The organism is Paenibacillus sp. FSL H3-0302 (assembly GCF_037982245.1).
Classification (GTDB): domain Bacteria; phylum Bacillota; class Bacilli; order Paenibacillales; family Paenibacillaceae; genus Paenibacillus_AQ; species Paenibacillus_AQ odorifer.
This window is the reverse complement of record NZ_CP150284.1, coordinates 2075517-2100344: the sequence shown is the minus strand read 5'-3', so window position 1 is coordinate 2100344 and position 24828 is coordinate 2075517. Positions and strand designations below refer to the sequence as shown.

The window sequence follows — 24828 nt, the reverse complement described above, 5'->3', positions numbered from 1 at the left end:
TATATTAGAATTTTTGCGAATTCTTAACCGCAGCGGAAAGATCTTTATACTTTATAGATACATTATTCATATGATCTCCAAGATCCTGAAGCGACTCTGCAAATTTATCAAATGTCGGCTTCAATTTTTCCACCTTATCTGTAAAATCTTTTGCTGCATCATCTTCCCAAACACTGTTAAGATTTTTCATCGTAGTCATAACTTTTCTAATTAAACCGTCTACTTCCGTACCGTAATTTTTAATTATTTTCGCCTGTCCAGCTAATCCATCATAACTCAATGTAACTTTGGTTGTTGCCATTATTAACCTCTCCTTTAAGTGATTTTTTTATATAAAAATGAACTTAAAAAATACTTTTTAACACCCCAAAAGATCTTTCAAGTTCATTATTATAGCTCCGGTTTCCTTTATATAATTATCGGTCTTCAATGATATAAAGTTTATATTTAAATCCATTTAAAGATAAATAAAACATTTAAGTTATTTTTTTCTAAAGTTTATTTTGCCTGCCCCTGATAATCATTTCGTACAGAGTAATCTGATTCAAACAGAATGATATCCCCAGAGGAAAAAGAGAACGTTTGCCCCATTTCATCTGTGCTCCCAGTCATCTGACCTTCAATCGCCCACATGTTAGCAATAGGTGCCTTGTAGCCTAAAATACGAGTGTCGGCATCCCCATTTTTAACCGTATAAATTTCGAAATTTACCAGGATATAGCCGCCAGTGATAAACTCCTGCTCATGCCCATCTAGTGCCCCTCCATAATGATTCGCCAGGGTGACAATGTCTGTTCCTTTAGGCAGGATGTAAGGGGCTATCGGCAGGTTGTATTCTCCGTACCAGTGTTGAACGCTCCGAACCGCCGCTATCGGATTCACTCCATTAGGGATATCAGTCGGACCTACTAAAGTTCTCGATTTATAAGGTAGAAGCTCTAGGTTATAGCCTGTAGCGATTTTAGTTTTGCGCTTTGTATATTGCTGATAGAACTTCAGCCAAGAGGTCTTTTCCCGCTCCGCCTCGGACAGTATGTAATTGTACTCATAGCTTGCTGCCGTCGATAATTCACCACTCGATATATTTCGCAAGCCATCCGCCAAGCGGTAGGTCCGAGAATAACTCAGCTTATCCTTGGAAGAGCCGACTCCGATCATTTTATTATTCGAACCGGAGATATCATAGTACAGATCGACAGGTGTCGCTGTACCTCCGTTTTTCGGAATAAAATAGAAGCTTGGCTCGATCCGGATACCCTCGCCCGGCTGCCACAGGTTCCCGATGGTCCGGAAGTCAAACAAGAAGGAATAGCCGTTATGCGGTACCGTCCGTTGCTCCGTAGGATGAGAACCCTTGCGGATCGGCAGCTGCCAATGTGGTTGTCCGCTTAAAGCGGTCGGTATGCCATTCTCATCATTCCCTCCCGTATAGTACATCGTGTTGCTATGCTCAAGTGTCCCCACGCCAGTTCGAAACACCTTTTCAAACCGAAAATCACCGATGTCCCAAATCCGAAAATCGAACAGTCGACCGACGACCCCAATATTAAAACTCTCCGAAGCGCAGTAATTCGTCAAATTACCGTTCAAGTTCTCCTCGCAAAGATCCGATCCATCTGACGGGGCGTTTATAGCCCAAGACTGCGTATAAATGGTATAGTCGCCTTCATTCACCCAGGTTGGCATAGTAAAGGTCATGGACGGTGTTCCAACAGGGATGTAGATCCAGGTATTCTCTGGGTAATACTGGCTGCCTTGAAACACACCAAACGGAAATTGAATCCGCTTGTTTTTCGTGTATTTGGCATAATCCCGGTTGCCGTACCCAGGGATATTGAGATGCTGGCCACTCTCCGTAAAATGTATGGTGAACGGCCGATCCAAGATCAGCACAACCCTAGTCATATCCGGTGTCATACGTTGATCGAATGGGCGGTTATCGTCTGGAAGTAGCGAGTAGTTGACGACCGGTGTGTGCACGGTGACGGAGTTAATCGGAGAGATCAAAAATTCCTGATCTCCGTTTCCCTCTACGTTCTCCGACAGCATTGTATAATAAATGGTACCCGTGCTGGTTGTATTCTGCCGATTGAGTAAACCGCTATTGATCATCAACTGGCCCTCGTAAAGCACCTCGTCTCCGATGATTTGCGGATCAGGAATCCTCCCTGGGGTAGGCCCGGTCTTGTTAGCAACGGTATCATCCATAATTGTTTCCCCGTTAAATACTAGTCGGTCATTCTGCACCTCAGGATCTTTGGTCTGCATTTCCGCAAGGTCTGTGAGCACGTCTGTATCATCAACATCTTCAGGACCCGGTTCGTGGTCTCCACCATCTACCACTTCTGGCTTGAATTCTATCCCTCCCGTATCTTGGGGAACAACATGGTCTTCTACTTCTGTACTATTGGTAAGCTCAAGCGTCGGCGAACCATAATTATTAGGATATAGAGTGACTTCTCCTCCAGGCAGCGCATAGTTCTCCATCTGGGCACGATCGATTTGATAAACAGCTAACTGATCTACCTGCCAGTACGCATATTCTTTTGGAGTCAAGTCAAAGGTATAGGTCTTATCAAATTTCCCTGTTTTAGGAAGCGGAGCTTGAGGAATCGATGTTCCATTTGGTCCTGGAAGATTCGGCTGCGCTTCCTCCCACTTCGTCGGATATGTAACTTTAACACTGCAGGAATAACGAATCTGACCTGCCATATTGGCGAAGGTATGTTCAAACAAATAGTTCTTTCCCCACACATTGGAAAATAAATTCTCAGAGGTGGGGATTCCCACCGGTGCATCAAAATGGCGTCCATTTGCTGTATCATCACCTAGAATTGCCCCGTTCGCATCCGGTTCCATAAATGACGTTTGCGGAGCAGCGATCTTGTTTGGTGGATCAATAGTATACTTACATTCGCCTGAGCCTTCTCCCTCGGTGGGAGGGCTACCAACTTTTTTGTAACTGGCCACCATTTTGACTCCACCTACATAAACCTTAAAATTACGCTGAACTAAGCTGGGATCATTCGAAGCTTTGCTTTGAATATATAATTGATCGCTTGGCCTCAGAATCGGAGAAAGCCAAGATTGGTTAATTTGATATTCCTCTCCCTCGTATTGAACGGTCAGGGGAAAAGACTTTACAATGTTATAACCAGCCTTATAATTACCAATTAATTGATCGCTCACCACGATTCCGTTCGAAAGTTTAAGAATCATATTAACCGGATAATTTTCCCCCTGAAAGGGAACTGTGACATCGAAATATTGTCTCAAATCTTCTGGATGAGCCCAACTCTCTGCGTGTTTAATATCATACAACGTATGATAGGGTCCGGAAACTTGGATTGGGTTCGTTCTGGACCCCGTCACTACTCGCATTATGGCGCTAGCGTATAATGGAGTGCCTTCAGAGATGACTTGTTCCGCCTTAGCTTGTCCAATAGCGGCGAGCACTTCTGCTTTAGTCCATTCGAAGTTTGTAGTCACTATCCCATCTACAATAGTTTCTGATTTCACATGCCCTCCGCCATTATCTTGTAATTTAATACGTTGATTAGAAGGCAATGAGGTAGGGTCGCATTGCACTTCACCTCCATAGGCTCCAGAGGATGCACACGTTGGTTGGGTATGAATATACCAACCTACCGTCTGGAATCTTATACTCGAAGAGGCTTCATTGGAAGTTGTTGTATAAAGAAATGCCCCATCTTTAAACTTGGCCATAAAGGCAGCCTCTACAAGACTTATAAAAGGAGAAAACAATAAAGAATTTATTAGAATTAACAATAGACAACCGAGGCATTTACGCCGCATCTTTCATCACTTCACTTCATGAAGGGTGGTGTTTTCAAACAAGCTTGAGAGTGCATCTATATTAAAATGCTCACCTACTATAGGATTATAGTAATTCGTAGAGATACTTAAATCAGCATAACCCTCATACCAGACCCCTTTTTTTAATTTCTCGTGAAGTCTGAATTCAGCAAGTTTGAAGTATACGTCATTAAATAAGTCCTTATACTCTGTAAAACTATTAATTCTGAATCGGAACATGGATCGAACGCGGTAATCCCCGGTTCCTGGGTAATACAACACGGACGATTCAGGGTCAATTGCCCCTTCAATTTGAATCTTATTTTTCTTCACCCATTCGGCATATTCTTCAATTTCCTTTTCCCGGATAGAAGACGATTGATTCTCGTACTTAAAGGATTCTTTCGCATAACTTGCCGGATTAATCGTTTTATAATCCACATTCAACCGTAGATCAAACCCAATTTTCATACGTTTAATGATTTTGGCCATATCTTCACTCGTTAACTCTTTTTTGCTAAACACCTGCGCTCCAGTCTCAGCATTCCCAGCAGAGTAGTTTATGGTATGCCTCATTTCGTACATTTCATTCGGGATGTCTTCCAGAATATATGGATAATCTTTATAGTTCTTAGGTAGGTTTGTCGTACGTATTTTCCTTCCAAAATAATCAAGTTCCCCTAAATCTTTACCCGGCGTGTGAATGTGCACACTTTGAGAAAATTCGTCCACCTCCACTTCTGCGGATAACAGATCAGAGACAACGGTTAATGGAATCATCGTCATTCCATCTTTTTGTACAACCATAGCACCAAGCGCTACTGGTTGCCCGTTCACTTTCGCAAAAGAAGAACCTACTGTCAGTACAATTTTGTTTTCTTTTTGCTGCAGAGTTAACGTTTTGTTTGCTGCATTCCAGTTAGCTTGTGTGCCGAGTTTTCCTGAAATCATGCGGAATGGGATCATTGTCGTCCCATTTTCTGAATAAGGATGTCCCTTTGTCAGTGGATATTTAATGCCGTCCATGATGACGTTCACTGCTTTGGCAGCTGTTCCTGCCGCTCCCGCTGTAGTAATTAACAACACTAAGCTTGCGAACACACAAATGACTATAGTCATGCCTCTTCTTGCCTTCTTTGATCTAATAATTGCTGATAGACTATTAAACTTAAAATTCCTCATGTTCTCACTCCTCCACAATGAAACTTTTTTTTAATCCGATGACCCTATTTCTCCATACCAAATCTTTTACTCCCACATCTATCACCTAACCGCACAATCCTCAATAAAATACCCTTTTCGCGCAGCCTCCTCTGGATCGAACAGACTTTCTATAACAGTAACCCCCGGGGGTACACAGCTTTCTCCATAAGCAATATGTCTCCCTGCTGAATTCCGGGTACCTATCAGAACCTTTCGTCGCATTACTGCCCCACTACCTAAGGAATATGCATCCAGCAGTTCTCCCCCAGGAAGTGGATAACCTTGAATAAAAGCCATAATCCCTACATCCTGTATGGATTGCTCCTGCAAGCCGCGGGGAAGGGTGAACTGAATCGACAAGCCCATTCGTTTCACTAGCTCCAAATGTCTGTTAATGGCTGTTGCCAAGTCTTTTTCAACGAGTGATGTGATCGTACTCTGCCGGATTTCGTGAAATAGTTCTATAGAGGTCAGAGGATTAAGATTGGTCTCAGCCGCTAGGGTTGTATACTCCCCCTCATAGAATTCATTAGAGGTAGTATCATACACCCGCGCATTATCGTCCAAAGTGAAATAAAGCAAATTGCCGTTCTGAAGCTTGTAATAATAGGGACGCTCAGGCCAACTCACAGGCTTAAGTTCATCCTTCCCGCTATTACTAGCCGTGTCGTCCAAAGTAACCAACGTATAGCCGCTATATCCAAACATCACCAGTGCGGGTATATGCATTTTTAAATTGTTCATTTCAGTCTGGTTGTTCTCCAGCCCAAATTTCAAAGCTAAATCACTGTAAAAAACACTTAGCACATCCTGATCCAGTTGCAGTTGGCGTTCCCGCCCATAGTGCACTGCTGTGGTAGTAGGCTGCTGTTCCAGTCGTGACAGATAATCACCAGCATCATCCACTGCGGCTTGAAAATCATCCGAATAGCGTTTATACATGTCCTGATTGAAGACCTGAAGATCTTCTCGAGTGTCGCCCATAAGAACAAGAGGAATGACCAGAATTAGAAAAACAAGCACAACACTAAGGGGCTTCACTTCGGACCATCCCCCCATACTTCAAATTGACCGGAATCATTTCACTATGAAACAAGAGCGATCGCATCCGTGAGGCAAGTGTCGTCCCTTCAGATTCTAACCGGACATTGAACAGATCGCCTACATGCATGGTAAACCTTCTACCTGGATCATCTGCAGCCAGTAAAGTTCCTGAATGCGGATATAAGATTTCCAAAATATCCTTGCTGAAATATCCGTCATATCGGACACTAAAGCTGTTCTGGAATGTAGAATAATCATCAGGATTCGTATATAAGGGCTGTAAATTCTTTTTGTAATACTCCATTTGCACTTTGAAAACACCATATGAAGCATCCAACGAATGAAGAAACAGCTCATAATCGGAAGTATCCACGTATCCTTTAGCACGAACGGTATCCACGAATTCCACAACAGCAGCATTGGCCGCGAGCTTAGTATTCCTTTCTACAACTTCGGATTGACGGAATGCCGGATAGACTCCGAACACAAATGCCAGCAAAATAATTATAATTACACCTTTCAGCGCGTCTGCCATGCGGCTCCTCCTTTCTAGCGGATGGCGGAGATTTCCGTAATCATCTCATCGGTTCGCGTGACTCTTAACTGATAAGCAGCATCAGGCACTCCACGTAAATCCACTGCTGTAAGGTCCGTTTCCTCATTAATTGCAATGCCATCGATATATAAAATATATTCCCCCTCCAGTGCTGGAGAGATCATACCAATGACCTGCTCACCGCTAATTTTGTTCAAATCACCTATCCCTTTGTAAGGTGCCGATGCAACTGTCGGCAGCTCATAGTGCCTGTTTGGAACAGAACTCTCCATCTCCAGCCGCAAAAACGTAAATCCGCCGACAGCAAACAAGATCCAAGCAAAGAGGGTTAGTAGAAATTGAGTGCTAGTTTTCATTTATGATCCGGATTCTGATTAAATTCAATAATTCGAACCTCATCATTTTTGTCCTTATGTAAGGTAGCTCTAAAAATAGAAAGCGTATTGACATTACAGTTTTTACTGTTATCTTGGTCAGAGCTCTGGTCGAGCATTGCTGATACACTAAAGTTATCAGCACCACTGTTCTTGTCTCCAAGATCAAGCTCTGATGCCGGGTTTCCGCCACTGGCCGCTTTCGCAGGCTCATAATAAGTTTCATATGTGTTTTTCGCATAAAAACCAGTTTTATTTACTCCAGTCTTTATCAGAATAGAAAATTGCGGACGTCCCTTATATCTCATTGCCGCGTTAATAACATCCTGACCAGATACATCCTTGTTATCATAAGAATTGAACTCCGCTTGATTGATCATCTGAGTCTGGGCCAAGGTCTGCTCCTGGGCACGGATGAAATAATTATTAATGACAAGATATATACTGACACCTGCGGCAATAATCAGAATGGTGACAATAATGCCAATCACCCATTTAAGTCCCGTAGAAATATTCTCCATCTATACCCACCCTTTTCGATATCGTTTTTATTTCTGGGTAAAAACTATTAAGCGAACCTCCTCATTGCTGTCCTTATAAACAACCGCTTTAAAGACGGAGAGTGTATTTACTAAATAATTATCACTGTTATATGAATCTGAATTTGTCTGATCAAGCATCGTCGAAACACTGACATCACCTTGAAGATTACTAGTAATAGATAAATCAACTACCGGATTAGTAGTGTCTTTAGGTTCTTCGTAGCTAGCCCCATAAGTATTCTGCGCGTAGAACCCTTCTGTATTTTCCCCTGTTTTAATCTTAATCGCGAACTGCGGACGTCCCTTATACCGCATTGCCGCATTAATCACATCTTGGCCGGATACATCCTTGTTATCATAACTATTGAATTCCGCTTGATTAATCATCTGGGTCTGGGCCAGAGTCTGTTCTTGTGCGCGGATGAAGTAGTTGTTGATAACCAGATAAATACTTACACCTGCGGCAATAATCAGAATGGTAACAATAATGCCAATCACCCATTTAAGTCCGGTCGAGATATTCTCCATGATGTTTCCTCCTCACCTTATTTGGAGCTAATTTTTATTTTATTGCTCTTAACACATCTACTCCGCTACGAAAAAAATAGCTGCAATGCGCTCATTATTATCTTTTATCAGCCTCGCCCTATATCTAGCTTGTGGACTGATATAATATTGTCCTGAAGCATTCGAGATTTCTTCTTCATCTACACCACTTTCGCTTCCCTCCTTGAACTTCGCTCCGGAATAATCAAACGCACGGCAATAACCTTCTCCACTTGGATTCATGCTAAATCTTCTTTCTGCCTCATTCTGACCATTAGCATATGGTTTCTCAACGTATAGGCAGAAGCCTTGCTGCGACTCGTACCTCCGATAAGCTGTGAGAATCTGGGAGCCGCTGACAATCTGATTGTCAAATGCGGAATATTGCTGCTCCGAAAGCTCCCTGGCCTGTGCCGCCGCCTGGCTATTCGCCAATTCGACAACTGGCTGTGTCTTCCCCCACAAGAACAGACCGGATGATATAATGGCCAGTGTGATCAGAATCGATATTGTTGTTTTCAAAAAGCTTGCTATATTCTCCATGCCTGTATCTCCTTCACATTTTGCCAGTTACAACAGTCAGGTCACCCAGCTGCTGGAAGGCCATATAGACGAAGGGAAGCAGTAAATATAAGGTGAACGTTGCCTGCATCGGCAAGAACCCAAACATTTTACCCAGTGTACTTTTCCTGCTGATGACCTTCTCATAGTGCTCCTTGCGTTGATCCATCGCGAATGCCCTCTCCGCATCCATATCATCAAACGCCTTCTTCACCGGGATCAGATCGGCTGCAACCTGCAAGCGGTCTGCGAGCCGTTCGAGGGGAACGAAACGTGCGTCCTCCTTCAGATTCTCAATGGCACTCCAGCCTCCAGCCTCATAATCCAGCATGCAGCGCAGCAGCTGCCGCTCAAAAATATAGCTGTAACGATGCAGCCACTCTATCATTTCGTACACGCTGATATTCGGAAATTGAGACAGCATCATGGAAAGTGTATTGAAGCCATCCACCTCATTCTGCATTTCCCACTTTCGCAGCTGAGTACGAATGATTAAGTAAGCATCCGGAAGATAAAACCCTGCCACTGCCAGCCCAAAAGCCAGCAAAAGTTCATACCATTTGTAGTACTCCTCATGATATTGCTCTACCCTGTTCATTAACTGTGCAGCATAGGCATTCTGGTTCAAATTGTTCTGAAGGAAAGACTTATTCTCCGCTTTCTCCTGAATGTAGGGCAACATCTGATCCGGTGTAATATCCTTCGCTACCAGTTCTCCAATTAAAGTCTGCTCAAAAGCGTACCGTTCCTCGCTCAGCAGCTTCTGAGATTCTGTCTGATTGCCGCCTGTGATGATCTGCTTATTGGGATACAGGATGTTATGCTTGATACTGGCATGGATCGAGAATTGAAGCGATACGATCAGCACAAAGATCACGACTGCCGCTAGTGTTTTCTGCAGAAAGAAGGCATGTTGCGACAATCCGGAGTTAGCATCCTTCAATTTGCCGGCTACCTTGAAATGAAGAGGCTCATGTTCTGCCGGTGTGATCCGATCCACCAGTTTGAAAATCCATTTTTTCTTCAGGATCCGATTTAACCACTTACCCTCATCTTTGATAGATTGAGTGTCTTCATCCACACCCTTGAGAATCCGCAAGGCAATAAACGATATTATGAAAGTGATATAAAGTAAGATTAAAGAATATAACCCCCAGGCCGAATTGTAGTAATTAGATACAATAGGAAACATTCCCTCCGCCCAATTGCGGATTGGATCCAGCATGAATACCGGCGAAATGGCTACAAAAACAATACCGTATAACAAACGATCGATTCGCTCACGCCGATTAATATCCATATGAATCTCTTCTCTGATATTGCCAAGCATCGATAGATAAATCGAACGGTCCCCTTTATGGATATCCGCATCGCCATATTCACCTATTTTGTAACTCACTCCAGCTAGTTGCTTCATATAACGGTTAGGTGCAATCTCATAATATTTCTGCAGTTCATCTTCCGGGTCCACCGCTGCCAGAATTCCGGCAATCTGCCGGGCATGCACGGCTACCATTGGTTTCGACCGTTCCGCAGAATTCTCTAAGCTGACTTGCACCATATGTGACTGATGATATTCATGGCGAATATCCAGAATCATGGACGATTGGTCATATAACATCTGCTTCACTAAACGCCCAATGAAGAGATCGCTAAGGACACCTCCAAGATAAACTGAGACTAGCATAATAGTCGCACGGCTTACCCACGATGAAGTCCAGAGGAATGAACTCAACGAAATGATCAGAATACAAGCAACAATCATTAGCGTCAGCGCAGCCGCACGACTTCTGATCATAATTTCATTGCCTGCATGAACCAAGGTCAGACGCGAGCGCATCCGGTGAAGAAGTTTCTTCACTAATGGCAGTTCATCAAGTACCGGATAAGTTTTATGGGCCTGCTCCAACCATCTTTTTTCCTTAGTTCTCGTTGGCAGCAGAGCCTTTAGCCGCCTTTGCTCTTGATATTGTGTTCCCTTCAATTTACGCTGCACTATATTAAGCAGTACAAGCAGGACAACCAATAGCACTCCTGAGGTTCCCAAAATAATCAACAATAGGTTTTGCAGATTCATGCGGATTGCCCCCAATACTTCTCAAGAAATGCAGTGAATTCTAGTGCATCCTCTTCATCCATATTTTTGCGCATCTCATCGATTTTACGGCTGCTGATCGGATGTTTGGTCACGTATTCTCCGGCTTCCCACACAATGACATCCTTATAATCATAGGAACGTCGATCTGTCATCCGGCCAAAATATTCGGTCACGGTATCCATAAAAGCATCCAGCTTGTCCGTAATATTCTCAGGATCCTTGTAGTTCTGAGGATATTCGAACTGGGGATCTGCCGGGATAATCTCTGTAATCCGTTCGATATATCTTTTCCCAGCACGTAGTACCAGATGAACGTTGAAACCAAGCGCCTCAACAACCTGAACCTCAGCAATTTTCTCATTACTGAAAGCTCCCGATGCGATAAGACTGTTGCGCAAAGCGCTGACCAAATTGGGCAGTGTTTTGCCGTGGTGTGTAAACAAAGTATATTCAGAAGCTACCTGGGCTGCCTGAATCACATAACTGACCACACTATGAGTAGCCGCCTCACCGACGATATTCACAGCGCCATCCGTTTTTTTCTGCACATCCAGCCCATCCTGCCCACTAACGGAGGGGGTTTCTCTAAAGGATAAAATATTTTTACCCGGATACATTTTTCTCGCCCAGATCTCGAAGGAAGTCTCCTGAATCCGGATATTCTTCGCATCAATATATTTGATCAGTGCCTTAAGCAGCGTTGTTTTCCCCGAGCCCTGTCTGCCAGTGATGGCGGTGACCTGATGGCCCAAGATGAGAAAAATAAGCATATGAATCGCAAGCTGTGCCCCTTGATCTTGGATCTGCTGATCCAATTCCACGAGCGAATCGTTAAATTTGCGGACAAAAAAAGCCCAGCTTTCAGCCATTTTGGGCCGCACAACCACGACCCGGCTGCCATCAGCCATATCGTTGATGATATAACCCTTGGATTCATTTAATTGCCCAGGATTACCAAACCCATAGATATTTTGGCAAACCCGCTTAAGCTCCTTCTCAGAACCAAAACTTAAGAATTCCAGGTGAAGCGACTTTCCGCGGTAGAACGTCCATACCGCATCATAGGATTGTGGAATAAAATGCTGCTGCTTCGTATATTCCAGAAAATCTGTAGTCTGCACGACATCAGGAGGCATGCCACTTGTTCCTCCATTAACTCCGTCAATGTTCTGATCTCGAAGCTCATCAATAACGCCGAGCCCCTTATAAATTTGATAAGCTCTCTGAACAATAATTTCAATCTTGTCCTGGATGGACAATCTCGGCTGCTCTGACTGATAGATATGGCGAATCTGTTCTTCGGTGATCTTATACCCCTTAGATCCATCAGGCAGCTTTTGCAATGTGTCCAGGCTATATTTGCTTACTATTACATTAAATGCATTCTGACCATGATCTTTTTTGAAAACATAAAGCAAGATATCGAAGCAATCCTGTGAAGTCAATCGATTCGTATGGCCGAAGCTGATAATCTTATCTACATTTCCTTCATCCAGACCGTAGGTCTGAACTAATAGATCCTTCATATAAAGCTTCACATATTTCTTAGCGGAAAGATCACCGTGCATGCAACTTCGGAGCGCTTTCTGCAATTCCCTTCTCCGCGCCTTCCGACGGTTGTATTCCTCCTCACTTGGGCTACCTTCATAAAGAGACGCCGCTATAATCTCCTCAAAAGCCCTTCTCAGAAACTGCACGATTTCATTCATATCATATTTCAGTTGGACGGAAGGTGGAGCAGCATCCTTACGTCTGCCCAGCCATAAGTACAGGAACACTCCAATAGCTATCAGGACTACAAAGATCAGAATCAGATTAATCATTCGCAGCATCCACTTCCGATACTGGAGAAATCTCCAGCATCCGGAGAATAAGCTGTCCCATATGTCGTACCGCCTCAGTGAAGTTTCCGTCCTCACTAAACTCCAGAAAACGGGATTTAGCTTCTCTTGCCTTCAATAGAAACTGAACAAAACGCCGTTCATTTTGAGCATCCATATAACCAATATGATGTGGGATAACACCTACTGCTTTTTTCTTCAATTCATACAGCTTAATAATTCTCTCTTTATTGAACCTGGAGCTGCGCTCATAAGCCCCAATACAATAGAGGACTGACTTATGACTCGGCACAGGAGCTTTGTTTTTGTTCAAAAAATAGGAATCCAGACTTACCTGATTCTGATTTAGGTTAACCACAATCAAATCTGCCTGTTCCATAACCAGAGATACGACCTCCGGATCATCTTCGGAGGAGAGGTCCACAAATAACAAATCATAAAACCTGCGATAATCCTTGAAGATATGCGGAAGCAAGAGCTTTGTCTCATGTTTCTCAGCACTCATAGATCCACTAAGCAGTTCCAACCGATCTTTAAGAATGGACTCCGCATGATCTCTAATTCCTTCAGGTGTAAGCATTCCACACTGCACTAATCTCTCAATCGCATCCATTCCACCTGTGGTCTTCGCAGATTGAAGCGTTGTTCTTGTCTGTGAGAACAAATGCTCAAGCACACCTTGCTCCAAATGCGTATGTGTCATTAACACGCGGATATGATGATCTAGCGCTATGGTAGCCGCAACAGCTGCCATATTCGAAGTTGTTCTCCCCTGCCCTTGAGCAGGTCCCCAGAAAGCCACTAGCACAATTACCTACCCCCGTTTCCTTGCATACTGCCACAGCTTCTTGATGTCTTGCTTTGGAACATCGCAAATTTCAATCAAAAAGTCATTTACAGCTTCGGCAAAATCCTTATCTACCTTAAGATCCACCCTTCCATCATGGACCCAATTAATTCTTCGCTCCGGACTACTGATGTAACTGATTTTCGAAGTAATCACTGGATAATATTTATCCACATACTTCAGCCCAAGTCCGCATTCTTCTTCTATGACAAGCAGTACAGTAGGCATCCGTTTCTGATCCAGCAACTTATCTACGTTCTCCATAGACTGACGGTCATAGGTAGTCGCGAAGACAATAATCTCCTCCTTAAGACCCTCAGGATACCCATTATGCCAGTCATACAGAACGATATCCGGTTTGTCAGCTACGGTTGAATCTGCAATCTTTATACCAGACACTTCGCCTTCAAAATACTGATAATTCCTGCTGTTATCCGAAATAATCATGACATCGTTGTTGAAATAATTTCTCAACAGAATAGCCGCTGCCAGTATGAAATCATGCTTCTCGCAATCCCCTGCAACAACAATGTGCAAATCGGTCACTCTCCTTCCAGCAGACTGTCATCTGTGGCTGCTTCTTTATTCGTCACACCCGTTGAACTCTGGTCTGCACTTGAATCGATCGGCGCTTGATTGGTCCGATCTATCACTCCGTTCACGGATTGGCTGTCATCAACTTTTGCAGCCTCCTCTGCTGCCGCCGCTCCCTGCACAGCCTTTCTCTGGATCACACCACTGCCGCTTGGTGCCTGTGCTCCCACACGAATTCTATCTTCATCCTCCATAACTTCGAGACGTTTCTCCAGTTCCTTACGAAGATTGGCAGCAAGACTCCACTTGGCCTGATCTATAATGAAAGGATTATCCTTAATTACTCCAAGTACATCCAGATTAGGGACATAATTGACTACAGGTTCAGGCTGAAGCTCCGGTTCTACGTACTGTTTCATATACAGCTCTGCGTTATTTATGTATGCATCCACCAGGGCAGCTTGCAGGAGCTGTGCTTCTTCTTCATTGTCATTAAAAAATGTATATTGATTCGCTAAATCTACGTCCTTCAGCGACTTCTTTCCTACTACTATGTAATCCTCGCCATTTGGAAAAACTATCCGAATATCTACGACATCTTTTTTCGTTAACCGAAGCGGCAGTTTAATATATTCAGTCTCTTCTTTTCGTTCTGAAGGCTCCAATCTCGCTTCATCACGTATCATTTCAGTAGTTACCGCTGTGCCTGATAATGCATCAATCTTCAAGTACTTACCAACAATTGCTTTAGACTCGCTGATCAGATTATCCGGTGAGGAGAATTTGGGTAGCTTCTCTTCCATTACATCCTCAGCAGTAATCACCTCTCCAGCTAGCTTTGGAGATATCAATACATAGGCTGTCTGGGATTGGTCCATATAGCGCTGCAAGACTTCATCTTTATCATTCAGCTGTTCTTCGTAAGCTGCCCGCTCATCGATCAGCTTAGCGTTATAATGGCGATAAGTTGCAAACCATACCCCGGATGTGGCAACGGCAACAAGACAACCTGATAGGATCGTATATCTCAGTATTTTTTTCCGCTTACGTATTGCCACTTCAAGACCTCATTTCCATCCCTATTTAATTTTCCCTGTAGATTTTGCGGCTGCGGCTGCGGCCGCCGCTGCCGCTGCTGCCCGTTCGGAGGCTTGTCTTTCAGCTTCCTTAATTCTGGCTGCCTCTGCTCTCTCTTCCTCCACCTGCAATTTATCTGCATAGTTCATCATATTTGCTTCAATTTGGGCTATGGCAGCTTTAAATTCGTTCATTTTCTTAATCCATTCCTCACAATGCTGCTTAAACTCTTCCCCACCCAAATCTACCCAATAACCAGACACTCCTGTGATTGCCGCTCTCATCTTATCGCTGCACTCCTGGGCAGGGGAGAGAAGTCGATGGCAATCAAAAGCAATGCCCCTAACCATACCTGAATTCATACCCAGCCTCCTGATTTATAATTATCGGCTCTCCGGAACGAATGAAAATCCTATGCCTATTAATAACAAGGTCACAAATAAGACCATCCCAACAATTCCCCAGAGCAACGTTTGCTTGCGAAAGAGCTTTTTCTGAACGGTCAGCAGCTTCATTACCCATTCAACAGCCGCTTTATCTGGATACAAAGGATCTTGATGTGCAGGCATCAGAGTCGTTTGAATTTCTGCAAAATCCTTTTTCAACATTTGTAATACTTCCTGATGTCCATTTTCCAGCAGTAACCTGCACCGCTTGCGCTCATAAGGATTAAGGGTGTTCAGCTTCTCTTTCAGCAGTTCATACTTCCACATAGCCCCGTTGCCTATCAAAATAGGAATTTGCGAGTTCCACCACAGCTCGAGTCCGCTGGTGCCCTTCCGCTCCCGATGGATATCTACCCATAGAATGATATGCGTGAACTCACTGGCCAAAAGCTCCGAAATATCCCACGAATACCCTCTGCGGTAGAAAGTGACTCCTTCATATTCGAACATGGTAGAAACCGAATCTTCTTTCTCCCCCTTAAAAACAATCTGTTCAAGCGAACTGATTTCGGGCCTGTCATCTCCGCATACCAGAGGCTTCCAGCCCAGTTCTGCCAGACCCGCAGCCAGCAGAAATGCCGCCGCACCTACATCTTCTTCCCCTCCGACACCACAAACTCCGATGACAAGTGGTACATTGCTGCCCAGAATTCTCGTACTTGCTGCTGGCATCGACTCTTCTTCTACCGGAATAGATTGTTCCAGACTCTCCAGCGTTTCCGCTTCGGCTAATGACGGGGTCTCCTTTCTGGCCGGAGGCCCCAGTCTAGGCGGGGTTGATCCTGCTGAAGAGCGAGGAGCAACGGAAGGTCTCCTGTTGGCGGCATCTGCTACAGTTCTGGAACCGGCCGCCACTGGCTGTGGACGGGTAAGCGACTCCACCGGTCTCGGAGGAGCAGACGGTGCCTCTTCCACTGCCGCGTCAGAAGCTGCTCTTGATGATGAGCCTTTAAACGATGCAAAAAGGCCTTTCTTTTTCCCCAGGATATGATAATAATCCCTTGTAGTTTTTTTCTCTTTGATCCAGTTTAGAAGATCATCGCCCTGGAATTCCGTAGTGAACTGAAGATCATGTATATTCATATTTACAAGGGTCCGTATAAATTCAATATCCGTTTGCAGCACCGGGTCTAACTGAACAATCAGCCGCGTATGTTTAAGATATTTGCGGATCAGTGTCATGAAACTGATAATATCCGCAGCCTTGACCGGTGTGCCCAGACCCGCGCCGCCCTCCATAATTACAATGGATGAAGGATCAACTTCCTTGCTACTGAAACCACTTATAAAACTATGTAATGTAGAATGTTTACCGGAAATTACATAACCCTCATGTTCCAGCGACCTGGATAGCAGCATTATAAGTTCAGGCGAGCAGACTAAGTGTACGCTTTTCATAGGAATCCTCCTTTACGATCTCCCAGCTCAATAGGGTAAAATACGAACTATGGCTCCGTCCCCTTGTATAATCTCTGCGAGAACAGCATGCGGCCCCAACTCCATCCATTCTTCGCCCGTACGGCTGGCTTCACATTTAAATTCCCAGTTATCCGGAAGCCAGTTGGCTTGCTTAAGTAGCTCGATACATTGCCCTGTAGAAATAGAAAGAGAGACTTCCAAATCCAAATACTTCTCTCTTTCACCTTTAAATACAAAAGTAGTCAGTGCAGTTGACATAGTCTGATCCCCCAGATTTGTTAAGCTTCTTGCAGCCAATTACATAACTCATTAACTACTGCAGGCAAGGATTGCGTGGTTTGACTGACGTCTTCTTCCACCCCACGCAGCAGCCACATTTGTTCTTCATGAATCAACAGGTTCAGTTCGCGAATCACCTGTGCCTCCTCAGTAATGCATTGGATTTCTGCCAAGGAAGTTATGAATGCACCTGCTTGAAGAGATTTCCCCATCCACGTTTCAAGATCTACTTCTTTATTTATCGCTTTTTGTAATTTTTCTTTATCGCTCAATTCCCACACTAAAGGGATTCTTTCAATGACCTGATACATCAGCTCATGTAGTGCATAAATCTCCTGAAGCTTATAGGTGTTACTTTCCGGCTGATGCTCAAGTTCAAACCAAACTTCATCCTGAACAAAATAGAAGACCTTGCAAGTCTGCTGATTTGTATGCATAAGCTGGCAATAATAAGATTTGCAACTGGATGCAACAGCGATACCTCTATGAAGCACTTCATTCACTTTGGCGAGCCCCACAAAATCAACCTCTAAATATCCCTTCACTTCCAGCGACCTCATCTGTGTATCCATTAGGGAGCGTAAATTGCGCTCCGATTCACCTTTAAGATCGATTTCCAGACCTGGAAAACTGGTTCCTCCTATTAAAGCAGTTAAATAGATAATTTCTAAAGGATGCAATTCAAATATTTCACGAGCCGGCTTCATCGCTTTCTTCACCTGCTTATCTATAGTTCTGTAATCATTTTGAGGCGTGAAATGGATCCCTCTGTTAGCAGCATCGCTTCAGTATTGTCCAACACCTCGTTCAGCTCATGGTATTCCAAACCCTCGAGTAGTGGTGCATAAGACAAATGATCGTTGGGTCTTCCATCGGACAACAATGCATGTCCACTGTTAATCAGTTCACCCGCAAAATCAGTGACCAAATGCATTTGATTCAGTTCAAACGAATCGCTGCCGACCAGCAGCATTACACCAAGTCCACCTCCAAACCTTGCTATCCGCTCCAAATGATCCAGTGAATCATTCTCCATCAGATCAAAAGCAGACTTAAGATGAGGAATTACAATGACAAGAAGCGGGTACTTAGACAGAATATACTCAGCCTCGTCAAATTCTTCACGATTTTGGGCATCTGCAAAAGCTTGCCGGGCATCATTTTTCCTTAGTTGCAGCTGATCCACCAAGGATTGTGTGAGCTGTAAAAACTCTTCAGCTGTACTCATATAGCGCGTAATCGTTGAACTAGCTTTCAGGCTCGGTATACTGACAGCACCACTGTCAAACAGATGGAATTCCATGTTTATTTCGCCTGCCGATTTATCAAGAGCTTGTATTAAGGCGTTAAATCTAAAGTCCACATGCTTTTGAGTAGTATAAGACACTACAAAATTGCTAACCTGCTTTACATTAATCTCTACCGGAAGTGTAGTATCCCAATCCAGCCCGAGCGGTACCAGATAATTGCCCTGCGGTTGTTCCTTAGGCACACGTTCCAAAAGCTCTGCCAGTGAAAGCTTGTCCGGGATCACTGAAATCCCCATAGGGTTATTCACTCCTGCCACTGCTTTCATCTCCGAACTAATCCGGCGGAGAGAGGCAGCAATCTGATCATCCGAGCTTCCATCCACAGGAAGTGCGGTATGAAATTCCAGAATCCGGTTATCTTTGAGCAGTCCGCGGCCTACGGTATTCGTTGGCTCCATCCCTTCTGTTCTGCCCAGAATACTGGAATAATCCAATCTATCAGACATTTGATATACTAGAGCCTGCTTAATATTCTGGCTGATTCGGTAAGGATAAGAGTTTACAGCATTGGCAGCGAACACGAAGTATATCCCGTAATTACCGCCTTCACGCACCAACTTGGAAAGCTCTAAGATAAAGTCATCATATGCTTCTGAGAATCCTGTGTAATTATCGAGCAGAATAACAATGTAAGGAACCTTCTCTCCAGTGGCCGCACTGTAAGAGACCAAATTGCTGATTCCAAGCTGAGAAAACTTACGTTTGCGTTCATCCAGTTGGGACAACAACCAACTGATCAGTTTTCCAAGCTTCTGTTCATCCTCTGGAAAAATAATATCCCCTACATGTGGAAGCTCGTGGAATACTCCCAAGGTACGTGTACCAAAATCCAATATATAGAAATGAACGTAATCAGGTTCATATTTCAAGGCGAGGGACATGATAATTGTCTTTAACAGTGTTGTCTTACCACTGCTCGGTGCTCCATAAACCAGTAAATGTCCGTCCTGATTAAAATTAATATCCAGATTGTATTGCTCCTGATCTGACGGATTATCAATTCGTCCAACGGTGGCAATAAGATTCTGATCTGGCTGCTTCCATGATTGCCCATCCCAGATCTGATTCTGATCCATAACATCTGCTAAAGTCATGGTCTCCGGAAGTGGAGGCAGCCACAGCTGAAAGGCCTCTCCGATCGATTGCTCAGCAGAAATGGCAGCTATATGATTAACCACAGCCTGCAGCTCACTCAGTTTTGAGACATCATCACTGTTTTTCCCCTTCGGAATCAGGGCTCTGCGTTCACCACTTAGTGAAACGATATCCATCTTGGGACTTCCATCCTGATCTGTCTCCCCAGCTTGATAAGGCGCTCCGCTCCAGGAGGATTGGAACAAAGTGAATACTTCATTATTACCAACTTGCAAATACCCACGGCCTTTTTCTTTGATCTCTGCTGCCTCCGTGCGTTTTAGCATCTCCTGACTATCCGAAGGTGTCTGGACCTTCAGGCATAATTTGAATCTGGAGTTACTCCAGATCTGGTCATCAACTACGCCAGAAGGTTTTTGTGTTGCCAATATTAAGTGAATCCCCAAGCTTCTTCCGACCCGTGCCGCACTGACCAGCTCTTTCATAAATTCCGGTTGATCTGATTTAAGTTCTGCGAACTCATCCACCACTATGATCAAATGCGGCAAGGGAAGGTTAACTTCCTTATTGCGGTAAAGAACGATGTAATTATCAATGCTGGTCACTCCGGCTTCACTGAACAGTCGCTGTCTCCGCAAAAGCTCACTTTTGATGGAGGCAAGAGCCCGATTGATCTGATTACCACCAAGATTGGTGATTGTTCCCACCAGATGTGGAAGCCCAAGAAAAGCGTTAGCCATCCCTCCACCCTTATAGTCAATCAGTACAAAAGCAATCTCATGCGGATGATAATTTACCGCCAGACCCAAAAGTAGGGACTGAAGCAGCTCACTTTTCCCCGATCCGGTGGTGCCGGCTACTAGACCATGTGGGCCATAGCTTTTTTCGTGCATATCGAACAAAAGAAATTTACCACCTGCCCCGAGCCCCAGAGGAATGGACATGGTACGGTTAGCCTGGTTTTTTGACCAGCGCTCCATTACGTTTAGAGACTCTACCTGCTCAACCTCAAAGCTCTCCAGAAAAGTAACCATTGGCGGGATATAGCTGTTATTTTGACCTTCTTTAATTCTGAGCGGAGACAAAGAACGGGCAAAAAACTCCGAATTTTTTTTATCCAGAGAATCGGCAGAAAAATAATCAGCTAAATGACTTAACAGCTGATTAGTATCTTTGCGAACCATCCCCTTACCGCCCTTAATTTCCAGAATAGCCTGGCAATTCAGCGGCAGCGCAACATCAATCTTCTCTGATGTAAAAATGCTGGTCACTCCAAGTGAAGCATTGCCCGAGAGCAAATACTTCATCATATCCGTGCTGTCCCACAGTTCAGGAGCAAAAACCAGAAAAACATAATGTGGGGCCTGCATTGGCTGTAGTCCATAACCATTCTTGCTGTTTTCTTCTCTTTTTCTAAGCTCCGGAAGTAATTCATCCGCAATATTAGAGGCATCAAAGGATGTTGTAGCCAAACTTCTTTGGCTTCGATCTTTATTCCATGTATGGGGCAGCCATTTTAACCATTCCCAGTGTTCCAGATCATCAGGCTGCATCACGCATATTACCCTTACATCATCGTACCCTTGGTGTGTTGTTAAATGCACCAGGACAGCATTGAGGAAATCACGAACCTCCTGCTGTTTGCCGTATATTCCGAGCGTATTAATATTCCTTAACGGTATGTAGACTGGAATGTCTCGTACAAAATACATCTCTTCGCATATTTTACTGGCGATTTCTTCAAGTGGGTTGTCGTCATCAATTGCTTTCGCTTTTGAGCTATATGTTGGCACCAGAGCAATCGGCTGGATTCCAGCACCAACCCGGAGATTCAGAAAATCATCTTCAATTCCTGTTTTTTCCCACAGCTGCTTGCTTCTCCCCCGTACGATTTCAACACAAGATTGAATACTTGGATGGATATATGTATAGGCTTCTCGCTGCGTACTCGCGGCACTTTGTAAATCATTACGAACCTGAAATAAGTAGTTGAGATATTTCTTTTCAAGTTTTTTGTTCTGTTCATGATGTTTTTTCACACTAGATTTATAATTTAAAATTGAAACCATGACCGTCAGAAGAGTCATACCCATGGTTGATATCAGCATGGTAAATGACCTGGTCAATGTTGACATAAATATAGAGATGACTAACATCCCGATGGGGGGGACTATAATCGTCAACCATGAGAAGGTTGGTTTTCCCGATGGCCGGGCAGGATCCTCCAAAACCAATTCACCTTCCGGGTAATTTGGTTTAATTCGAGGGGTTCTTTGTACCTGATTGGTTAGCATTTCTTGAGCACTCATCTTTTTCATCACCACTGGATAGGAATTTTGGATTAACAAGAATCATTAGTGTAAATTTTAAATAAAATATAAATTTTTTTCCATTTCAGGATATACATACTGCATTATCGGTTTGAAGACTGAATAGTTTATATTTTCCATAACATTTTTTGCTAAAATGGTTCAAAGATCCCCAATAAATAACCATTATTTTCATAATAGTAAAATTACTAGTGTATATAGATCCAGTTCTAAGGTCACCTCATCGTACTTTTCTTTTAGTTCAATTTAAGACATTTGGCACATTTACTTTTTCAAGGTTGTTCATTACTCCTATCCACTTCCATTGCTAAATAGAAGATTTCAAAGCTTTACTTTGAAATCAACATTCCATAATAGATCCTATGAATCAGAATATTTCTATCAAATTGAAGGAAACTTATGTTCTTAGAAGGAATTTAACTTGGGAGAGAACCAGGAAGTTGCTGCTGACTCTAACGATTTCTCAAAACAAATAAGCAACCTCATAAGAGGCTGCTTGGTTTCAATAGTTTGACTACGATTTGTTATGTATGCTCTAATATAAATGAAGGGTGGAGCTGCATGTTATCATTTTTACTAACTTTAAAACGTTTATTCTCGGGCTTATGGAAAGCGCTCAAACGTAAAAATTTCCAAGCATTATTCTTATTAGTTTTGATGACGCTGTTGTCCGGAACCATTTTTTATGTCAAACAGGAAGGTTTGTCTGTTCTGGATGCTATTTATTTCTGCGTTGCAACGCTTAGTACATTAGGTCATCCAACGTTCGTTCCTCAGACAGCACTAGGAAAAATATTTACGATTGTTTACATTATTGCAGGCACAGGGTTGTTCTTGGGAATGATCGGGTATATCGCTTATGAACTGATCAAACAAACCGATAAAGATAACAATTAAATAATGAAATTCAAACTCATGACAGTATTAAGAGCCTTGTTAGCTGAAGCTAATGAGACTCTTTTTTTTCAAATAATCGCTTATATACTAGTCCATAAATCACTAATATTATAGTTTTAATTGCATTTGAATAATCTGCTGAGCCAACTGATTCACTTTAATGGGTTTTAGATCCTTATTGAAAAGACCTACGGCTTGTACAAAAGGAACCATGACAACCGCATCAGCACGATCCCCGTAAACCAGACTTGGTTTTACAATTCTGATGTTTTTGCTGCTTGTAAGGGCGATATGCTCTCCTCTATGCTTGGATTCAAGAAATGGTTTATTTTTAAAGGGCATTCCCATCCGTCCTGAAATATAACATCCATTGGGTATGTTCAACCTACTCATAAGCTCAACCATAATTTTTACCGGCTCAGCATTTAGCTTTTCGAAATCCTCCTTGCTGTTTGCTGTAGCAGTGCCGACCAAATCAACGACGGCATCCGCTTGTTGAGGTAACTTACTAATGTAAGAATCGATATCAAAAATATCGACAGACATCCATTTTATCCGATTGTGATTAACGAGGCTCGGTAATAACTTTCCAGGCTTTCCGTTTCGGGATACGCTGATGATCTGCACCTTAGGATCTTTTCTTAACCATTCTTCCGACAAATGTGTTCCAATATAACCACTTCCACCTAACAAAATCACATTTTTCATCTCATATCACCCTTCATCATCATTTATAGTTTTAGGATCTGATTCTGCAGAATCCTTGATATACTCATCGATATGGTCAAACAGCCTTTTGAGTCTGAAAATATCACTTTTAAGTACATCCAAATAATAATAATTTTTGGTGCCTTCCTGATCAAAACCAATCAAATTAGCCTCTTTTAATACCTTCAAATGATGAGATACGGCTGGACGGGATAAATTGGTCCTTTGTGTCAGCTCACCAACTCTGATTCCTTTTTCGCAATCACTTTCACCTTCAATCAAAGCAATGATGATGGATTGACGTGTCTCATCTCCAATGGCTGCAAGAGCTTTACTGCATTCACCAAATTCTTCAGCCAGATTTTTTAAGCGTTCTTGTCTGTCCATAGGCTGCCTCCTTAGGTTTAATAGTTTAATCATATGAACTATTGTATATTAATTTTCGAGCAATAATTCATCGGTAAAGAAAATCGAGACCATTAATATTCATCTCTGGCGATCCTCAAATAAATAAAAAAGACCGTCTCTATTAGAGCGGTCGAAAATTTTAGAGCAAATTTGTAATAGATAAATTCACTCAAAAGAATTGCCCCCTATTACTTCATGGTGTAAAATATACTTTCGTTTAATTTGATAAAGGGGGCTTTAAATTTTAATGACTTTATTTCTTACATACGTTTTGCTCGGCTTTTCCATCGCTCTACCTGTAGGTACCATTACCATTGAAATGACCAAACAAGGCTTAAAAAATGGCTTTATGCATGGTTGGATTGTTGGCCTCGGGGGAATGACTATCGACCTCTTCCTAATTCTAGGCTTATACCTGGGTCTAGCCTCTATTCTTTCCATGCCTATCATACAAGTAATCTTGTGGTTAGTTGGAGCTTTCTTCCTATGCTACGTTGGATATGACAGCATCAAGAATGCAGATCATGATATTTCCCTTGGAGGAGAGAAGACGTCCAAATCGCTGTTCTCTTCTTACAAAAATGGTTTGCTAGTGGCGATCTCACCAGGAAACCTGGTATTTTGGGTTAGTGTCTTTGGTACCGTATTGTCCGACTCCTTTGACCGTACTAATACGGGCAGCTTTTTGCTAGTGGGATTAGGTATCCTGATTGGTATCCTGCTCCATGATATTGGCCTGATGACGATTGTATCCACCACACGAAAAGCAATGAACCGGACGGCTATTAAATGGGTGACTATCAGCGCAGGTGTTGTATTAATCGGCTTTGGCGGGTATTTCTTCTATCAATTCCTGCGGAGCCTCCATATTTTTTAACGTAAAAAAGCCGTTCTCTT

The 24828-nt window shown here is 43.2% G+C and carries 23 protein-coding genes; 2 read left to right on the top strand and 21 right to left on the bottom strand.

Annotation, left to right across the window (positions count from 1 at the left end; translation table 11 throughout):
- Positions 1 to 4 precede the first annotated feature (4 nt).
- From MHH50_RS09090 to essC, 19 genes are all read right to left on the bottom strand, one after another.
- On the bottom strand, positions 5 to 301 hold the full coding sequence (locus tag MHH50_RS09090) for a WXG100 family type VII secretion target (protein ID WP_076135786.1): 297 nt from the start codon (positions 299 to 301) through the stop codon (positions 5 to 7).
- Between the two features lie 197 nt (positions 302 to 498).
- Positions 499 to 3726, bottom strand: a complete 3228-nt coding sequence (locus MHH50_RS09085) for a DUF5704 domain-containing protein (RefSeq protein ID WP_340034212.1) — start codon at positions 3724 to 3726, stop codon at positions 499 to 501.
- Positions 3727 to 3822: 96 nt separating this feature from the next.
- Entirely contained in the window at positions 3823 to 4998 is a 1176-nt protein-coding gene (locus MHH50_RS09080) for a copper amine oxidase N-terminal domain-containing protein (protein ID WP_081387194.1), read from the bottom strand.
- A gap of 81 nt (positions 4999 to 5079) precedes the next feature.
- A complete protein-coding gene (locus MHH50_RS09075; RefSeq protein ID WP_076279373.1) occupies positions 5080 to 6060 on the bottom strand; it encodes a hypothetical protein in 981 nt (326 codons plus the stop codon).
- Positions 6047 to 6598, bottom strand: a complete 552-nt coding sequence (locus MHH50_RS09070) for a hypothetical protein (protein ID WP_076219083.1) — start codon at positions 6596 to 6598, stop codon at positions 6047 to 6049. Before MHH50_RS09070 ends, MHH50_RS09075 begins: the two co-directional genes overlap by 14 nt.
- A 14-nt stretch (positions 6599 to 6612) precedes the next feature.
- A complete protein-coding gene (locus MHH50_RS09065; protein ID WP_076219082.1) occupies positions 6613 to 6975 on the bottom strand; it encodes a hypothetical protein in 363 nt (120 codons plus the stop codon).
- Positions 6972 to 7514: a hypothetical protein gene (locus tag MHH50_RS09060; protein ID WP_076219081.1), complete on the bottom strand. Its 543-nt coding sequence runs from the start codon at positions 7512 to 7514 to the stop codon at positions 6972 to 6974. The genes MHH50_RS09065 and MHH50_RS09060 overlap by 4 nt, the downstream gene beginning before the upstream one ends.
- Positions 7515 to 7541: 27 nt before the next feature.
- Positions 7542 to 8063 (bottom strand): hypothetical protein, encoded by a 522-nt coding sequence (locus MHH50_RS09055; RefSeq protein ID WP_340034211.1) that lies wholly within the window; start codon positions 8061 to 8063, stop codon positions 7542 to 7544.
- A 57-nt stretch (positions 8064 to 8120) separates the two neighbouring features.
- On the bottom strand, positions 8121 to 8624 hold the full coding sequence (locus tag MHH50_RS09050; protein ID WP_076219079.1) for a hypothetical protein: 504 nt from the start codon (positions 8622 to 8624) through the stop codon (positions 8121 to 8123).
- A gap of 13 nt (positions 8625 to 8637) precedes the next feature.
- Complete coding sequence (locus MHH50_RS09045; protein WP_076219078.1) at positions 8638 to 10719, bottom strand: hypothetical protein; 2082 nt, start codon at positions 10717 to 10719, stop codon at positions 8638 to 8640.
- Positions 10716 to 12563, bottom strand: coding sequence for an ATPase, T2SS/T4P/T4SS family (locus MHH50_RS09040; RefSeq protein ID WP_081390655.1), 1848 nt, complete (start codon positions 12561 to 12563; stop codon positions 10716 to 10718). The genes MHH50_RS09045 and MHH50_RS09040 overlap by 4 nt, the downstream gene beginning before the upstream one ends.
- A complete protein-coding gene (locus MHH50_RS09035) occupies positions 12556 to 13389 on the bottom strand; it encodes a hypothetical protein (protein WP_076219077.1) in 834 nt (277 codons plus the stop codon). The genes MHH50_RS09040 and MHH50_RS09035 overlap by 8 nt, the downstream gene beginning before the upstream one ends.
- Before the next feature lie 6 nt (positions 13390 to 13395).
- Entirely contained in the window at positions 13396 to 13965 is a 570-nt protein-coding gene (locus MHH50_RS09030; protein ID WP_076219076.1) for a hypothetical protein, read from the bottom strand.
- Positions 13966 to 13970: 5 nt separating this feature from the next.
- Positions 13971 to 15020: an SAF domain-containing protein gene (locus MHH50_RS09025; protein WP_076219075.1), complete on the bottom strand. Its 1050-nt coding sequence runs from the start codon at positions 15018 to 15020 to the stop codon at positions 13971 to 13973.
- A gap of 21 nt (positions 15021 to 15041) precedes the next feature.
- Positions 15042 to 15401, bottom strand: a complete 360-nt coding sequence (locus MHH50_RS09020) for a hypothetical protein (RefSeq protein ID WP_076219074.1) — start codon at positions 15399 to 15401, stop codon at positions 15042 to 15044.
- Positions 15402 to 15422: 21 nt separating this feature from the next.
- On the bottom strand, positions 15423 to 16883 hold the full coding sequence (locus MHH50_RS09015; protein WP_076219073.1) for a hypothetical protein: 1461 nt from the start codon (positions 16881 to 16883) through the stop codon (positions 15423 to 15425).
- 27 nt (positions 16884 to 16910) lie between these two features.
- Complete coding sequence (locus MHH50_RS09010) at positions 16911 to 17162, bottom strand: hypothetical protein (protein WP_076104573.1); 252 nt, start codon at positions 17160 to 17162, stop codon at positions 16911 to 16913.
- Positions 17163 to 17182: 20 nt separating this feature from the next.
- Entirely contained in the window at positions 17183 to 17890 is a 708-nt protein-coding gene (locus MHH50_RS09005) for a hypothetical protein (protein ID WP_076219072.1), read from the bottom strand.
- A gap of 20 nt (positions 17891 to 17910) precedes the next feature.
- Positions 17911 to 21897, bottom strand: a complete 3987-nt coding sequence (gene essC / locus MHH50_RS09000; protein ID WP_076309112.1) for a type VII secretion protein EssC — start codon at positions 21895 to 21897, stop codon at positions 17911 to 17913.
- A 582-nt stretch (positions 21898 to 22479) separates the two neighbouring features.
- Between essC and MHH50_RS08995 the strand changes: the two genes are divergently transcribed.
- Positions 22480 to 22815, top strand: coding sequence for a potassium channel family protein (locus MHH50_RS08995; RefSeq protein ID WP_076124810.1), 336 nt, complete (start codon positions 22480 to 22482; stop codon positions 22813 to 22815).
- Between the two features lie 108 nt (positions 22816 to 22923).
- Here the strand turns inward: MHH50_RS08995 and MHH50_RS08990 are convergent, their stop codons facing one another.
- Positions 22924 to 23523 carry an NAD-dependent epimerase/dehydratase family protein gene (locus tag MHH50_RS08990; protein ID WP_076310633.1) on the bottom strand — a complete coding sequence of 200 codons (600 nt, stop codon included), beginning with the start codon at positions 23521 to 23523 and terminating at the stop codon, positions 22924 to 22926.
- A gap of 6 nt (positions 23524 to 23529) precedes the next feature.
- Positions 23530 to 23910, bottom strand: coding sequence for a metalloregulator ArsR/SmtB family transcription factor (locus tag MHH50_RS08985; protein ID WP_076219043.1), 381 nt, complete (start codon positions 23908 to 23910; stop codon positions 23530 to 23532).
- A gap of 268 nt (positions 23911 to 24178) precedes the next feature.
- Between MHH50_RS08985 and MHH50_RS08980 the strand changes: the two genes are divergently transcribed.
- Positions 24179 to 24808: a LysE family transporter gene (locus MHH50_RS08980; protein ID WP_340034210.1), complete on the top strand. Its 630-nt coding sequence runs from the start codon at positions 24179 to 24181 to the stop codon at positions 24806 to 24808.
- Positions 24809 to 24828 lie beyond the last annotated feature (20 nt).